This is a genomic window from Mycolicibacterium pulveris, assembly GCF_010725725.1.
Lineage (GTDB): Bacteria > Actinomycetota > Actinomycetes > Mycobacteriales > Mycobacteriaceae > Mycobacterium > Mycobacterium pulveris.
On record NZ_AP022599.1, the window covers coordinates 1,282,249 to 1,297,199 of the forward strand.

A 14,951-nucleotide genomic window follows, 5' to 3' on the forward strand; every position below is an offset into this window, starting at 1 on the left:
CAAAATAGCCCTAAGCGTTGAGATATTGGGGATGTTGGCGATTCCGGCGCGGTTCAGTCGGCGGCGGTCCAGTCGTAGGGCAGGAACTTGCCGTCGAACGTGACGACGACGCGGTCCCCGGACGGGTGCGGTTTCTTCTCGACGTTGACGCTGAAGTTGATTGCGCTCATGATGCCGTCGCCGAACTCCTCGTGGATGAGCTCCTTGATCGCGCCGCCGTAGACCTGCAGGGCCTCGTAGAAGCGGTAGATGGTGGGGTCGGTGGGCACCGCGGTGGGCAGGCCGCCGCGCATCGGCACCGCGGCGAGGACCGGTACGACGGACTCGTCGAGCCCGAGCATGCCGACGAGCGTGCGTGCGGACTCGGCCGGGATCGGGTGCTGCCCGAGCAGCGCGGAGGTGGTCCACACGACGGGCTTGTCGATGGCGTCGGCGAGTTGCTGCCAGGTCAGGCCCTTGGCGAGGCGCGCGGTGAGGATCTGCTGGGTAATTTCTTCTCGGGTCATGTCCCTATCGTGCCGCTCTTCGCACCGAGATTTCGCGAGACGTACACCAGGGTCGCGATCGCGGACGATCCGCGGCCCTGGGTGTACGTCTCGCGAACCGGATTAGGCGGCGGGGCGGATCGCCGGTAGGCCGCCGCCGACGGTCAGGATCGCGCCGTTGACGTAGCTGGCGGCCGGTGAGGCGAAGAACGTCACGGCGTTGGCGATCTCCTCCGGTGTGCCCGTTCGGCCCAAAGCCATTGCGCGGCCCAGGCGAAACGGCGTTGACGCGTACGCCCCTGGCCCCGAACTCGTCGGCCCACAGCTTGGTCAGCAAGTCCAGACCGGCTTTGCTCGCGCCGTAGATGCCTGCGTCGGCGGCGGGCGTGCTCGCCGCCACGGTGCTGACGTTGACGACGGTGCCGCCGCCGCGCGCGATCATGCCCGACACGAGCTTCTGCACCAGCACGTAGGGCGCGCGCAGGTTGGTGTTGATCTGCTCGTCGAAGTCGGCGTCGGTGGTGTCGGCGGTGGCCGCGAAGCGATAGATTCCGGCGTTGTTGACGAGGACGTCCACGTCGCCGGCCGCATCGGCGAACCGACGGGCATCGGTGGCGTCGGCGAGATCGGCGGCAATGAATCGTGCTTTGCCGCCGGCGTTTTCGATATCTCGCACCGTCTTCGCGCCGCGCTCGGCGTTGCGGCCGTGGACGATCACCTTGGCGCCTTCTGCGGCGTAAAGCCGGGGGGTCGGTCGTTTATCCGTGAGCGTCACCACAGCACGGCGATGGCGGCGGCCGCGAAGGACAGCACCCCGATCGACCAGAACATCGGCCGCGGCACCGGCTCGCCGGTGCGCTTCTGGCGCGCGCTGCCCATGCCCAGCACCCCGCCGAGGACGATCAGGATGACGAGCTTGACGCCGATCTTCGGATAGTTCAGTTCGATGCCCGCCGGCCACGGCGCCGCCAACGCCAGCCCGGTGATCAGCGACAACACCAGCCCGTAGTCCATGGCGCGGGTGGCGCGGAACCGGGCAGCGGCGGCTTCGGCGACCCAGGCCCCGAAGGTCACCGCGAACCCCACGATGTGCAGCAGTACAACTACGTCGCGTAGTAGGTCCATGGCGCCAAAGTCTAGCCGCAACGGCGTAGCGTCCGTCCCATGTTTGTCGACGCGATGACCACCCCGCAGCCGTTGGCGCAGATCGGCGAGGTCGCCAGGCGCACCCAGGAGGCGGGCTTCTCGGGGTTGTTGTTCACCGAAACCGGCCGCACGGCGTATCTGAACGTCGCGGTGGCCTCGCAGGCGGCGCCGGGTCTGGCGTTGTCGACGGGGGTGGCGGTGGCGTTTCCCCGCAGCCCGTTCGTCACGGCGGCGACGGCGTGGGAGCTGCAGGAGTCCGCCGGCGGCAACTTCCGGCTGGGCCTGGGCACGCAGGTGCGCACGCATGTGGTGCGCCGCTACGGCGTGGAGTTCGAGCGGCCGGGCCCGCGGCTGCGCGACTACGTGCTGGCGGTCAAGGCATGCTTCACGGCGTTTCGCACCGGCACGCTCGATCACCACGGCGAGTTCTACGAGCTGGACTTCATCACCCCGCAGTGGAGCCCGGGACCCATCGACGCACCCGACCCGAAAGTGGATGTGGCGGCGGTGAATCCATGGATGCTGCGGATGGCCGGCGAAGTGGCCGACGGTGTGCATGTGCATCCACTGGGCGAGCCCGGCTACATCTGGCGCCATGTCGTGCCGAACATCGCGATCGGGGCGGAGAAGTCGGGCCGCTCCCCCGACGACGTGGCGGTGATCGTGCCGGTGCTGACGATCGTGGGTGACACCGACGAGGAACGCGCCCGCGAGCGTGAGCTGGTGCGCGCGAGCATGAGCTTCTACGGCAGCACCCCCAACTACGCGTTCATCTGGGACGAGGCCGGCTTCGAGGGGACGACGGCGCGGATCCGCGAGAAGCAGAAGGCCGGCGACTACAAGGGCATGGCCGAGCAGATCACCGACGAACACATCGCGAAGTTCGCGACGGAGTCGACGTGGGATGGATTGGCCGACACCCTCATTGAGAAGTACGGCGGCCTGGCGACGCGCATCGTGCTGTACAACTCGCTGGCCGATCCGGAGCGCATCGAACGCTACGGCGCCGTCGCGCAGCGCATCGCGGGTTCCTAGTCCAACGGGTCGATCAGGCCGGCCAGTGCCGTGCGCGATCGGATACCGAGCTTGCGGTAGATCCGGGACAGGTTGGCCTCCACCGTTTTCGGGCTGATGAACAGCTCGGCGCCCACTTCCCGGTTGGTCATGCCCGAGGCCACCAGCTCCGCGACCCGCCGCTCGGACCTGGTGAGCTGCGCGCCGTCGCCTCGGCGGACGGTCATGCGATCCAGCTCGGCGCGTGCGCGAGCGCCCCACGGCGCGCATCCGAGATCGTCGAACACCGCCAGCGCGGCATTGATATCGGCGCTCGCATCGTTGCGGCGGCGTTGCCGCCGATTGAGCTGGCCGCAAACCAGTTGTGTGCGAGCCCGTTCCAGCGGCATCGGCAACCGTTCGTGGTGCACGAGTGCCTGCCGCGCGGCTTTCGCGGCCGCCCCGACCTCCCCGCGCGCCGCCAACGGCATGCTGCGGCACCGTCCGCCGACGGCCAGCAGCCGAGGCCGTTCGAGCAGACGACCCCGGCGCTCGAGCCGGTCGATCAGCGTCTCGGCTTCGGCGAGCTGATCGACGTTGATCAACGCTTCGACCCCCGGTTGACGGCCGGGGTCGTCGGTACCGACGGCTCCGACGCCTTCACCGTCGTCGCCAGCGACGGCGAAGCCACCGCCGAGACGACGATCACCGTGCCGATCGCAGCGGCGGTCATCACCACCAGTTCGATCGCGCTCGGCGAGACCCTCGGCTATGTCTCGGTCAGCCCCGACGGCAGCACCGCGTACGTCACCGCTGACACCGCCCTGTTCGTCATCGACCTGGCAACCGAAGCCGTCACCGGGCTCGACACGTCCGACACAGCGTGGTGTTCATCAGCGCTCCGGTGGGTGAGGTGGTCAGCGCCTTGCCGGTCGTGGTCGCGCCCGACGGTGGGCAGATCTACGTCGGCGGCCCGACCAAGAAGGTGACAGTGCTGGGGAGCGCCAACGGCGGGTTCATCAAAGACATCGATATCGCCGGCGACCCCGTCGCGATGGCTGTCAGCGCGGACAACACCACCCTGTATCTGGTCTCGACCAGTGCCGATCACTTCCTGTCGGCGGTCGACATCGCCACCGGCGTGGAAACCCCACTCGCGGCGTACACCGCATACGACCTCGCCTTGAGCCTGGATGGCGAGCTGCTGTACGTGACTGATCCGGCGAACGAGCAAGTGGTCGTGTACTCAACCGCGACCAACGAGGAGCTTTACCCGATCGCGGTGGGTGCCCATACGTCCGCGGTGGCCATCAGTCCCGACGGCAGCCTGCTCTACGTCGCCAACCCCGGGGCGGTGACGGTGATCGACACCGCCACGCAAACGGTCATCACGACATATCCCGCGGGGTTCATCCTCCTGGACATCGCGGCCGGCCCCGGCGGCTCCTACGCGGTCGATCTGGTCAACGACGCCCTGATCACCGCCCACCTCGTGTCCATCGTCTGACGGCCCGGTGTCGGGGCCGCTTGTCGGTCGCGATTACGGAATCGGCCCCGCGGCGAAATATCATCGCTGCCGATATGACCGACAACGCCCTCGCCGCCGAAGCCGCCCGGCGCAGAACCTTCGCCGTCATCAGCCATCCCGACGCCGGCAAATCGACGCTGACCGAGGCGTTAGCCCTGCACGCCCGGGTCATCACCGAGGCAGGCGCGGTGCACCGCAAGGCGGGCCGACGCGCCACGGTGTCGGACTGGATGGAGATGGAGAAGGCCAGGGGCATCTCGATCACGTCGACGGCGCTGCAGTTCCCGTACCGCGACTGCGTCATCAACCTGCTCGACACCCCCGGCCACGCCGACTTCTCCGAGGACACCTACCGGGTGCTGACGGCCGTCGACTGCGCGGTGATGCTGGTCGATGCGGCCAAAGGGCTTGAGCCGCAGACGCTGAAGCTCTTCCAGGTGTGCAAGCATCAGGGCATCCCGATCATCACGGTGATCAACAAGTGGGACCGGCCCGGCCGCCACGCGCTGGAGTTGATGGACGAGATCGCCGACCGGATCGGGCTGCGCCCCACTCCCCTGACCTGGCCGGTCGGCATCGCCGGCGACTTCAAAGGGGTGCTGGACCGTCGCGATGGTCATTTCATCCGGTTCACCCGCACCGCCGGTGGGGCCACCGCGGCACCCGAAGAACACATCGCCGCCGTCGGCGCCCATGCCGCCGCGGGTGACGACTGGGACACCGCCGTCGAGGAATCCGAGCTGCTGTCGGCCGACGGCGCCGACTATGACCGCGACCAGTTCCTCAGCGGCGCAGCCTCTCCGGTGCTGTTCACCTCGGCGGCGCTGAACTTCGGGGTGAACCAGCTGCTCGATGTGCTGATCGAGCTGGCACCGGCCCCGGCCGGCGCGGTCGACGTCGACGGGGTGTTGCGCGGCACCGAATCCGCGTTCAGCGCTTTTGTTTTCAAGGTGCAGGCCGGTATGGACTCCGCGCATCGCGATCGCATCGCGTATGCCCGGGTGGTCTCGGGGACGTTCGAGCGCGGTGATGTGCTCACCCACGCCGCCACCGGTAAGCCGTTCGTCACCAAGTACGCGCAATCGGTGTTCGGTCAGCATCGTTCGACGCTGGACACCGCGTGGCCGGGCGATGTGATCGGGTTGGCCAACGCGGCCGTGCTGCGTCCCGGCGACACGCTGTATCGCGATGTCCCCGTGGTATTTCCGCCGATCCCGAGCTTCTCCCCCGAGCATTTCGCGGTGGCCCGCGGCACCGATCCGAGCAAGCACAAGCAGTTCGGCCGCGGTATCGAACAGCTCGAGCAGGAGGGTGTGGTGCAGGTGCTGCGCTCCGACCGGCGCGGTGACCAGGCCCCGGTGCTGGCGGCCGTCGGCCCGATGCAGTTCGAGGTGGCGTCGCACCGGATGGCCACCGAGCTCAGCGCCCCCATCTCGCTGGAGTCGCTGCCCTACCAGGTCGCGCGGGTCGTCGCCCCCGAGGACGCCGAGTTCATGGACAAACAGGTCTCCGCCGAGGTGTTGACCCGCACCGACGGCGTCATGCTCGTGCTGTTCTCCACCCCGTGGCGGCTGGAGGGCTTTCAGCGCGACAACCCCGACGTTGCGCTGGGGTCGTTGGTGGCCGCGGGGATGTAGCCCTGGATGTGCTCGGGAAGTTGCTATGGGTGAGATTGCGCTGAGGGCTGTTGTGTCGCCGTCACAGCCCTGGTTTCAATCTCGTGCATAGCGTCGCAAGCGCACACGGTTTACTTGGAGCCGATGGCACTGGACCGCGAGATCATCCTCACCGAGGAGTTCCGGCACGCACTGGCGCTGCTGGCCGACGGCAGGCACATGTTCCTCACGGGCAAGGCCGGCACCGGCAAGTCGACCCTGATCCGCCACTTCATGGCCAATACCGACCGCAACGTGGTGGTGGTCGCGCCGACCGGTATCGCCGCGCTCAACGTCGACGGTTACACCATCCACCGGCTGTTCGGGTTCCGCACCACCACATCGTTGGCCGACGTCAGCAGCGGTGACTACCGGCCAAGCCGGTTCACCAAGACGCTGGCGTCGCTGCAGACGTTGATCATCGACGAGGCGTCGATGGTGCGCGCCGACATGTTCGACATGGTCGCCGGCGCGTTGGAGCGGTTCGGTCCCGCGCCCGGGACGCCGTTCGGCGGGGTCCAGATCGTGCTGGTCGGCGATCTGTACCAGCTGCCACCGGTGGTCAGCGACGGTGAAGAGGCTTACTTCTCCACCGCTTACGAGACGCCGTACTTCTTCTCGGCCCACCGGTTCACGCGGGAGGACTTCCCCACCGTGTCGCTGACAACGGTGTTCCGGCAGCTTGGTGATGACCGGATGACGGCGATACTCAACGAGATTCGCGAAGGCGTGCTGCTCGGGCACGCCCAGGAACAACTCAACGCCCGCGCCGACGCCGAGTTCGTGCCGCCGGACGGGGAGTTCTGGTTGACGTTGGCGCCGACCAATCGGCTGGTCACTGCACGCAACCGTCAGCACCTCGAACGGCTGCCGGGCGACGAACTGATACACCGGGCACGGGAATCCGGGGATTTGTCGCTGTTCGACAAGCCGATCGAGGACGAGCTGCGGTTCAAGGTCGGCGCGCAGGTGATGATGCTCAACAACGACCAGGGCGACCGGTGGGTCAACGGCTCGATCGGGCGCGTGGTCGGCGTGGACTACGACCGCTACGGCGCCGTCGTCGAGGTGGAGTTCGCCGACGGATCATGCGCTGACGTCACGCCTTTCACGTGGGAGGCGACGCGCCCGGTGATCGAGGGCGGTTCGCTGCGTCGCGAAGTGATCGGCACCTTCACGCAGCTGCCGTTCAAGCTCGCCTGGGCGATCACGATCCACAAGAGCCAGGGGCAGACGCTGGACCGCCTGGTCGTCGACCTCACCGGCGGGATGTTCTCGACCGGTCAGCTCTACGTGGCGTTGAGCCGGTGCACGTCGTTGGCCGGTTTGGTGCTGAAACGTCCTGTGCTGCCGAAGGATCTGAAGACGGACCGGCGCATCGCGCGGTTTCTGCGCGACTCGGGCGATCGGGCCGCGGCGCGGCGCTACTGCGCGATCGGCATGCTGACGGTCGGCGACGAGGGCCGGATGTCGCGGCCGAGGCCGGTGGAGTTGGCGGTGGCGTTCGACGACGGCACCGGGTTGTCGACGCTGATCAATCCGCAGCGTGATCTCGCTGATGCGCGAAATGCGTTCGGTATCAGCGTGTCCGATGTGCTGCTGGCGCCGACGCTTCGGGAGGCGTGGGCGCTGATCGCACCGATGCTGGCGGGGTGCACGCCGGTCGGCGCCGGGGTGGACGAGACGCTGGGGTTGATCGACTTCGAGCTCAAGCGGCTGGGACAGGTGGCGGTGATGCCGTTCGGGGTCGAGCTCGGGCGGGTGCCGGTGACGGGGCGCACGGCGTTGGAGCGGGCGCAGTCGGCGCTGAACGCGCACGCATCGACCGAAGCCCAGGGCGGCTCGTCGGCGTTCGAGGAACCCGAGGAGGCCGAACTGGTGTCGGGGCTGCTGGTCAGCCGCGACCACGCGACCCCGACGCCGTCGGCCGATCATCTGCCCGGGTTGTCGGCGTTGCTTCGGGTCAGCCGCGGGGTCGGGGCGGTGGTGTTGGGCAGGCTGTCGGCCGCCGAGGTCGACACCGGGGATGCGACGACGTGGGACGCGGCGGCCCGCCAGTCGGTGGCCGACCAGCTGCGGGCCGCGGCCGCACGCGCGCCGTTGCCGGATGAGGTGGTGGCGCGCCTGCATGAGGCGTCGGCGCTGCTGGGCGTCGACGTGGTGAGCGGGGCGGCGACGGCTTCGCGGCACGATATCGACGCGACGTTGGTCCCGGGCGCCCGGATCTGCTTTACCGGAACGGCTTTGGACGCGGCCGGGCGGGTGGTGGAGCGCGACGAGATGGAGCGGTTGGCGGCGTCGGCGGGCCTGGCGCCGGTACGGACGGTGACGAAGACACGGTGCGAGGTGTTGATCACCGCCGAGGCCGGGACGCAGTCCGGTAAGGCGCGCAAGGCCCAGGAGTACGGCAAGGCGGTGTTCACCGCCGAGGAGTTCTTCGCATGGCTGGCGGGCCGGTGACTCCTTGCCTCGTATGGTGACCGCATGCGCAAATATCGAGTTCTTCACATCGCCCGGCAGGTGGCGGCGCTGGCTGTCGCGGCAATGACCGCGGCCTCCACCCTCAACGGTTACCGGCCGCTGGCGCGTAAGGGCTACCCGTCGATGGTCTCGTTCGGGTACGGCCTGGTGGTCAGCGAACTCCCCCAACAGACGCTGGCAAGCCAGCTCGCCGGGCTGGCGTTGACCGGGCGCCGGCTGACCCGGCCGGTGCGCATCATCGCCTGGGTGGTCGCCGCGATCTCAGCGGTGGGCCTGCTGAACTTCAACCGCGCGGGGCACCGGGCCGGTACCCCGCTGAAGGAAGCGTTGGACCGCGGTCTGGGCGCCGATCGCCGCACGGACTCGACGGGCCTGTGGCGTCGACCCGCCGGCGCGGGCACCGCCAAGAGCCCGGGCGCGCTGCGGATGCTGCGGATCTACCGCGACTACGCCCACGACGGCGACATCAGCTACGGCCCCTACGGCAGCGCCAATCATCTCGACATCTGGCGGCGTCCGGACCTTGACCGCAACGGGAAGGCGCCGGTGCTCTTCCAGGTCCCCGGCGGCGGCTGGGTGACGGGTAACAAACGCGGACAAGCGCATCCGCTGATGAGCCACCTGGCCGAGCTCGGCTGGATCTGCGTGGCGGTCAACTACCGGCACAGCCCGCGCAACACGTGGCCCGACCACATCGTCGACGTCAAGCGCGCGCTCGCGTGGGTCAAGGCCCACATCGCCGAGTACGGCGGCGACCCCGAGTTCATCGCGATCACCGGCGGCTCGGCCGGCGGGCACCTGTCGTCGCTGGCCGCGCTGACGCCCGGCGACCCGCGGTTCCAGCCGAGCTTCGAAGACGCCGACACCCGGGTGCAGGCCGCCGTCCCGTTCTACGGGGTCTACGACTTCACCCGCTTCGACGATGCGATGCATCCCTCGATGCCGGAGCTGCTCGAGAAGATGGTCATGAAACAGCCCCACACGACGAACTTCGAGGCGTACGCCGAGGCGTCGCCGGTCAACCACGTGAGCGCGGACGCGCCGCCGTTCTTCGTGTTGCACGGGACCAACGACTCGCTGGTGCCCGTCGAGCAGGCGCGCGCGTTCGTGGCCAAGCTGCGCGACGTTAGCACCCAGCCGGTGGTCTATGCCGAATTACCGTTCGCCCAGCACGCGTTCGACATGTTCGGCTCGGCGCGTGCCGCGCACGCCGCGGTGGCCGTCGAGCAGTTCCTGGCTGAGATCTACGCGGACTGGCAGGCGGCGGCACGGCCCGAGGACGTCAGCGCCAGGTGAAATCGGTGCAGTCGATGCCCGGAAATCGCCGCTAGGCTCGACGCGTGGACTCCGGAGACCTCGAATCACGCGTCAGCGCGCTCGAGGAGCAGGTGCAGGGCCTGACCGGGCGGGTGCGCGCCACCGAGCACGACGCGGCGGCCGCGCGGGTGCTGGCCGGGGCCGCCGACCGCGACGTCACCGAGTTCCGGGAGGAAATCCGCGACTTCCGCAGAGCCACCGCGGCAAGCTTCAACGCAATGCGCCAGGACTTCGTCGACCTCCGCACCCACGTCGACAACGGCTTCATGGAGATACGCGGCAAGTTCGACGTCATGGCCGCTGGGCAACAGCAGATCGTGGACCTTCTTCAGCGCATCAGCGCCGGGTCGGCGCGGTAGTCGGACGGCATCATGGCGACGCTTCACACCCGGGTGGCGCGCATCGCCGAGGCGACCATGGCCGAGCACGGCTTCGTTAGCCCCGTCGACGTCCTCGTCGGCCTGGGCTGGCTGGCGCAGGTCAACGTCGAGCGCTGGGAAATGGGTCGCGTCCCTGTGCTCGCCCGGTGCGCGGGGGTCGACGCCGACAAGCTCGGCGCGGCGCTGATAGCGGTGCAGCAGTGGGCCCGCGACCGCGAGCTGCACCCGTACGAAATGGATTACCGGGACCGGCAATTCAGTGAGGGCGGCGATCCCGACACCGAGCGCGCTTACCGCACTCAGTGGGGGTTGCCCGGCGGACCGGACCCCGTCTCCGAGCGCCCGCGCCAACGGCCGCAGGACATCGTGGTGATTTCACCGCACGACTCGTTTGTGTGCGACGCGTGCGACGAGCCCGGCGACCTACTCGTCAAGGACCCGAAGGGCACGTTGTGCCTGGACTGCGCGGACCTGGATCATCTTGAGTTTCTGCCGTCCGGCGACGCGGCGTTGACGCGGCGCGCACGAAAGGCCAGCCGGTTGTCGGCGGTGGTCGTGCGGTGGAGTCGACGACGCAAACGCTACGAGCGGCAAGGGGTTCTGGTGGAACCGGCCGCGATCGAGCAGGCGGCGCAGGAATGCCTGTCCGACGCGGACGCGCGCGCCCGGCGCAGGGAGCGGGATCGCAGCCGGCGGGCTGTGGAGGACGAGGAGTTTCGCGGTGAGTTCGCCGCGGCGATCCGCCGACAGTTTCCGGGGTGTCCGGCCGAGCGCGCCGAGGCCATCGCGCTGCATGCCGCGGCGCGGGGCAGTGGGCGGGCCGGGCGAAGCGCGGCGGGACGCTCGTTGGACCGCGAGGCGGTGCGCCTGGCTGTCGCGGCGTCGGTGCGCCATCTCGACACCGACTACGACGACCTGCTGATGTCCGGTTACGACCGCGATTCGGCTCGCGCGCAGGTGTATACGCGCGTGGAGGACGTGCTCGACGCGTGGCGCCGCGGCGTGGTGACGCTCGACGGGCCTGGCTGAGCTCGCGGTCGTCGAGTTCTGCGCCAGGGCTGTGGTCCGAGCCGCGTCACGACCCTGGTGCAGATTTCGCGGCGCATGCGCTCGCTCAGGGGTTTCAGAGCCCTTCGGCGTCCAGCGCCTTCATCAGTGCCGGCCGCCTGCCGTAGTCTTTGCGGATCTGCGCGATGAACGACGCGAAATCTGCGCTGCGACCGCCCTTCTCGTAGAGTCGCGCCATTTTTGCCAACGTCTCGGCGATGCCCGGATAGCACGTGGAGTCGGGGTAGCGCAGATCGCTCTCGAGCTGCGGTCGGTACAGGTCTGCCGCCGCGACGGGCCGGGCCTCGGCGCCCCGGTCCGCTAGTTCCCGCCACGCCCGGCCGGCGCCGTAACGGTCCGCGGCTCGCCACGCGGCGTCGATATCCCCCTCGCTCAGGCAGAGTTGCACCAGGACCGCGCCGGCGGCGAAATGGTCTGAGGCGAGTTCGCGTGCGTGCTCAAAGGCCCAGTCGCGTTCGGTCTCGGTGCGGTCGACGCCAGCGGCGAAATCCCGGAGAACACTGTAAGTCTGGACAGACGGTTGTCGAACGAAATCTGCACGCAGGACGGCGACTGCGTCGTCGATGCGGCCGAGCTCGCGGTAAGTCCGGGCGACGTCGTCAGGACTCAGTCGGTACGCGGTCCCTCCGGCGTAGCTGGTGACGCATCCGTCGGCAACCGCGCGGTCGATCCATGTCAGCGCCTCCGCGGCGCGTCCGCCCGCGCGCAACCGGTCGACGATCGTGCCGTACTCAGGGTGTTGCCCTTGGCTGAGTAACTCGATGGCCCGGTCGACGTCGCCGTCGTGATCGGCGAGCTCCAACAGCATTGCGTCGACCTCGTGCCGCTTCCATTGATCAAGACCGGCGAGCTCGCGGTCCAGCGCTGTCACGGCGCGCCGATACGTCGCGAGGGCCCGCTCGTCGAACGCATCGACGAAGTCGGCCAAGGTCACGTTCGGCCACCCCGGCGAGTCGGCCCGGAAGTTGACTAGCCATGTGGCGAGCTTGACCGGATCCGGGTAGCCCAGCCGGCAGGCCCGCGCGTAGAGGCCGACGGCCCGCTGGCATTGATCACCGATCGAGCCTGAGGAGTCGTCGGCCTGCTCCATGATCTTGCGTAGCCGGGTCAGCGCGCGCAGCAACGCCGGGCGCACGATCTCGGCAGCACCAACGTCGAGGTGGTCTTCGAGTTCGTCGAGCATTTCGCTGGCCACGGCCGCGACCTCGAAGGAGCGCCGGTAGTCGATAAAGCCGCGGAACCTCAACGTGTTTCGCACATAGGCCTCAAGCTCCGCCTTGGCCTGCGCGTCGTCGCCGGAGGCGGTCTTGGCGCGAAGCTCCAGCATGCGCCGCAATCCGTCATCGCGTTGTGCGAGCGTCATGACCATTTGGCGCAGTTGGTCGACGCTCATGGCCTCCACAACCGCCTCCAGCCCCAGGGTGGGATCGTCGTCGACGGCGACCCGCCCGGAGTCGATCACAGCGAGGCCGGTCGCGACCAGGTGCTTGCAGAAGTTGCCGTCGGCGTGGTGAGGGCAGGTGCAGGTCCCGACGGGTCGCGGACCCGACCAGTCCAACTCCACGGTGTAGACGTTCTTGGCCTGGATCGACGCGTAGGCCTTGACGTTGGTGACGCGCAATCCGCGCACGTAACGGACGTAGTCTTCGCCCCGGGCGTAAACGACATCCCCGGCGATGTTGCGCAGCATCGTCTCGGAGAGCGTCATGGCACCATGGTGCCCCATTGGTCGGGGAACTCGCCCCCGGATGCCTCAACCAGACCACTGCAGTCTCTAGGTCATGACAACGTGCGCTCGATCAGGGGCTAGTGCCAGGTCGGCTCGTCGTCATCGTGACCGCGTTCGTCCTCTTTGTCCTGCGCGTAGCGGACGGCATAGCCGACGACCGCAGCTATGACGAACATGATCAGCAGCTGCCAGACCCTCACCGTGACAGGCAGATCTAGAAACGCCGTCGTGAGGCCGCTGTCGGTCATTTCAGGCACCCGAATTTATCTAAGCAATATTTGTAAATATCGCTCAGACCATATCGCGAGCGACGGCCAGCTTGAAAAGCGGTACAGGCGCCCCCCGCCGGCACAGCCACGACGAATCCACGTTTGCGCATCATCCCCCCTTGATCCGCGCGAACACCTCGACCATAGACACGGCCACCGACAACTACGGCGACGATGAAGTGCGGAGAGCCTAAATCCGCAGGTAATCAGGGCTTTCTGGCCAGCAGCCATGCCTCGCCGTCGCCCTCACCCGAGGCGATGACCTCCAACTGGGCGAACGCGGTCGTCAACTCCCCTGGCGCCGTCCGGAATCGACCCGGTCCGGCGCCGACGACGCTTCGCGTCGAGATCGCCAGCAGCCCACCGGGTGCGAGCCGTTCGATGATCCGTTGGTCCAGCCGCCGGTCCCGGAACCGGTGACAGAGGACGACGACGACGGGCGGGCCCGCGGGCAGACCGCTATCGAGGTCGACGACGTCGAATCGGCACCGATCGCCGACACCGCTGCGCGCAGCCAGATCTCGCGCCTGGTTGATGGCTGTCGGCGAAATGTCGATTCCCCAGACGTCCATGCCGCGTAAGGCGAGCCACACGCTGGCCCGCCCTTGCCCGCATGCCAATTCGAGTGCTCGCCCCTTCGTCGGGAACAGGTCCTCGAACGGCGCGAACACGGCAGGCAGACGCACCTCGTCCGCCTGTGGTACGGCGCGACTTCGGTAGCGCTCCTCCCAGCGATCGCGGTCCAGCTCGCTCATCGAGGTCAGAGTACGCAACGACTCTGGCGATCACTGATCGGCTCCGACGGCAAAGGAAAATCTCCAGCGGGCAGAGTCGCGTTCGCAAGACCGCTCGGCGTTTAGTTGCCTTCCGCGATTGACGGGTGCGCGACGACGGGATAACCGTGCCGCAGTGCTCCCAGGGACGGCGCCGGGGTTAGAACCTCAGCCTCGTCGACATCGAAGTCGATCAATGCAATAGATTCTGTGTAGCCGGTTGTCGTCCATCGGTGGAGCTGGCCTTTCCAGATGAGACGAATGTCGTCTGGGGCGAGTCGGATGAACGTTCCATCGGGCAGCGTTTCGAGTAGTGCCGTCACAGGCGGCTTCTGTCGAGCGGCGCGCAGCAACCCGTCTAGTTCGTTTGCTCCTTCGATCGGCCTTTCAAGTGCTGACTGCACGGCTGCGAAGTAATCCCGGTAACGGTCGCGGCGGCACGTAAAGCAAGGGCGATGCCCAGCCGCGAGCGCGACAGCTTCGTCGAAGAAGAACAGCTTTTCGTACTTCCGTGGCTCTTTCAGATTCCGTGGGAAGTCGAGTTCGCAGATCAACCACCGAGAACCGTCAGCACGGTTACCCATGAAAATGCCCCGCGTTCGCGACGCAATGATTTCGCCGGTCGGTGCCACCCGGTTCCGCCGAGACTCACTGTGCGTCCGCGTTTCTAATTCTGGCCGATGCTCCGACACCCGCGGAGGTGGGCTCCACGCGGAATCGGGGCGTTGCAACGCTGTGGCGCCGGCAGAAAACCTATCCGAGAAGTGCCGTGCGAGGTTATAGCCCTCGGCGACTCTGTCGTCGAACTTGAAGCAGGGCCGGTGGATCCATTGCTGACGGCCTTGCGGGCTGGGTACGAGTGTGAACTCGGCTCTTCGCCAGTCAACCGTCGCTAACCGCCGTGGTTTGTCGACATGTGTGACGACGCCCAGTGCATGAACGCGACCGACGAGGTCGACCGAGTCCCAAGACGCCAGAGCGATGCCGTGATGAGTTGCCAGATCCCGGGAAATGCGGCCTTCGGGTAGCTCGAGTGCCGCATTCTCAAGAACGGCGCCCGGACGCCCGTAGTCCGCTGGATCCAATCGCCAGAATGTGCTGATGGTCAATGGCATTTCTTAATTCGA

The 14,951-nt window shown here is 67.6% G+C and carries 16 protein-coding genes; 8 read left to right on the forward strand and 8 right to left on the reverse strand.

The annotated features are described in order from the left end of the window. Positions 1-53 precede the first annotated feature (53 nt). From cynS to G6N28_RS06420, 3 genes are read right to left on the reverse strand one after another with little or no spacing between them, the layout of a single operon-like run. Positions 54-506, reverse strand: coding sequence for a cyanase (cynS, locus tag G6N28_RS06410; RefSeq protein ID WP_163898295.1), 453 nt, complete (start codon positions 504-506; stop codon positions 54-56). A 4-nt stretch (positions 507-510) separates the two neighbouring features. Further along, a complete protein-coding gene (locus G6N28_RS06415) occupies positions 511-1,260 on the reverse strand; it encodes an SDR family NAD(P)-dependent oxidoreductase (protein WP_456093976.1) in 750 nt (249 codons plus the stop codon). Then, positions 1,257-1,610 (reverse strand): Fe-S protein, encoded by a 354-nt coding sequence (locus tag G6N28_RS06420; RefSeq protein ID WP_163898298.1) that lies wholly within the window; start codon positions 1,608-1,610, stop codon positions 1,257-1,259. The genes G6N28_RS06415 and G6N28_RS06420 overlap by 4 nt, the downstream gene beginning before the upstream one ends. 39 nt (positions 1,611-1,649) lie before the next feature. Between G6N28_RS06420 and G6N28_RS06425 the strand changes: the two genes are divergently transcribed. Continuing rightward, entirely contained in the window at positions 1,650-2,666 is a 1,017-nt protein-coding gene (locus G6N28_RS06425; RefSeq protein WP_163898301.1) for a TIGR03617 family F420-dependent LLM class oxidoreductase, read from the forward strand. On the opposite strand, the gene G6N28_RS06430 is transcribed toward G6N28_RS06425, so the two are convergent. Next, positions 2,663-3,229, reverse strand: coding sequence for a helix-turn-helix transcriptional regulator (locus tag G6N28_RS06430; protein ID WP_235674481.1), 567 nt, complete (start codon positions 3,227-3,229; stop codon positions 2,663-2,665). The genes G6N28_RS06425 and G6N28_RS06430 overlap by 4 nt on opposite strands. A 15-nt stretch (positions 3,230-3,244) precedes the next feature. On the opposite strand from G6N28_RS06430, the gene G6N28_RS26990 reads away from it, so the two are divergent. From G6N28_RS26990 to G6N28_RS06460, 7 genes are all read left to right on the forward strand, one after another. Next, entirely contained in the window at positions 3,245-3,613 is a 369-nt protein-coding gene (locus G6N28_RS26990; RefSeq protein WP_235674482.1) for a hypothetical protein, read from the forward strand. Further along, positions 3,559-4,131 (forward strand): YncE family protein, encoded by a 573-nt coding sequence (locus tag G6N28_RS06435; protein WP_235674738.1) that lies wholly within the window; start codon positions 3,559-3,561, stop codon positions 4,129-4,131. The genes G6N28_RS26990 and G6N28_RS06435 overlap by 55 nt, the downstream gene beginning before the upstream one ends. A 74-nt stretch (positions 4,132-4,205) precedes the next feature. Continuing rightward, positions 4,206-5,789 (forward strand): peptide chain release factor 3, encoded by a 1,584-nt coding sequence (locus tag G6N28_RS06440; RefSeq protein WP_163898307.1) that lies wholly within the window; start codon positions 4,206-4,208, stop codon positions 5,787-5,789. A gap of 123 nt (positions 5,790-5,912) precedes the next feature. Next, positions 5,913-8,267 carry a DEAD/DEAH box helicase gene (locus tag G6N28_RS06445; protein ID WP_163898310.1) on the forward strand — a complete coding sequence of 785 codons (2,355 nt, stop codon included), beginning with the start codon at positions 5,913-5,915 and terminating at the stop codon, positions 8,265-8,267. Positions 8,268-8,291: 24 nt separating this feature from the next. Then, on the forward strand, positions 8,292-9,584 hold the full coding sequence (locus G6N28_RS06450) for an alpha/beta hydrolase (RefSeq protein WP_163898313.1): 1,293 nt from the start codon (positions 8,292-8,294) through the stop codon (positions 9,582-9,584). Between the two features lie 44 nt (positions 9,585-9,628). Then, complete coding sequence (locus G6N28_RS06455) at positions 9,629-9,964, forward strand: hypothetical protein (RefSeq protein ID WP_163898316.1); 336 nt, start codon at positions 9,629-9,631, stop codon at positions 9,962-9,964. A gap of 12 nt (positions 9,965-9,976) precedes the next feature. Then, on the forward strand, positions 9,977-11,014 hold the full coding sequence (locus G6N28_RS06460) for a DUF2293 domain-containing protein (protein WP_128108326.1): 1,038 nt from the start codon (positions 9,977-9,979) through the stop codon (positions 11,012-11,014). A 94-nt stretch (positions 11,015-11,108) separates the two neighbouring features. On the opposite strand, the gene G6N28_RS06465 is transcribed toward G6N28_RS06460, so the two are convergent. The 4 genes from G6N28_RS06465 to G6N28_RS26995 all read right to left on the reverse strand — a co-directional run bounded on the left by G6N28_RS06465 (position 11,109) and on the right by G6N28_RS26995 (position 14,939). After that, a complete protein-coding gene (locus tag G6N28_RS06465) occupies positions 11,109-12,761 on the reverse strand; it encodes an SWIM zinc finger family protein (protein ID WP_163898319.1) in 1,653 nt (550 codons plus the stop codon). 98 nt (positions 12,762-12,859) lie between these two features. Then, a complete protein-coding gene (locus tag G6N28_RS06470; RefSeq protein WP_163898322.1) occupies positions 12,860-13,030 on the reverse strand; it encodes a hypothetical protein in 171 nt (56 codons plus the stop codon). Between the two features lie 227 nt (positions 13,031-13,257). Then, a complete protein-coding gene (locus G6N28_RS06475; RefSeq protein WP_163898325.1) occupies positions 13,258-13,806 on the reverse strand; it encodes a class I SAM-dependent methyltransferase in 549 nt (182 codons plus the stop codon). A 101-nt stretch (positions 13,807-13,907) separates the two neighbouring features. After that, positions 13,908-14,939, reverse strand: coding sequence for a hypothetical protein (locus G6N28_RS26995; RefSeq protein WP_235674483.1), 1,032 nt, complete (start codon positions 14,937-14,939; stop codon positions 13,908-13,910). Positions 14,940-14,951 lie beyond the last annotated feature (12 nt).